Below are 382 nucleotides of genomic sequence, written 5' to 3' on the forward strand. Positions count from 1 at the left end.
TCTTTAGTACAACCATTAGAGCAGTCTACTTTAGGTTCAGATTCGCCTTTACCTTCACCAGAGATACGAGATTCATCAATACCTTTAGAGATTACGTACTGTACGGTAGTTTTGGCTCTTCTATCAGATAAATTGGCATTATAAGATTCAGAACCTCTACTATCAGTATGCGAGGTAGCTTTTATTACCATCTCTGGATATTTGTTCATTACTTGTACTAGTTTATCTAATTCAAATGCACCTTGGGCAGTGATGTTAGATTTATCAAACTCAAAGTAAATAGGCGCCAAGACAACTTGTGCATGTTCTATAATTTTCTCAATTGGGTCTAAAGAAATTTGAACGTTGTTTTCTTCTTCATTTACACCTTTAACAGGTACTT

General features: G+C 35.1%; 1 protein-coding gene. It reads right to left on the bottom strand.

What is annotated here, in order from left to right; translation table 11 throughout:
* The coding region (locus tag GN138_RS15900) for an OmpA family protein (protein WP_157364979.1) at positions 1-382 on the bottom strand (382 nt) is incomplete at both ends.

This window comes from Winogradskyella endarachnes, from assembly GCF_009741275.1.
Taxonomy (GTDB): domain Bacteria; phylum Bacteroidota; class Bacteroidia; order Flavobacteriales; family Flavobacteriaceae; genus Winogradskyella; species Winogradskyella endarachnes.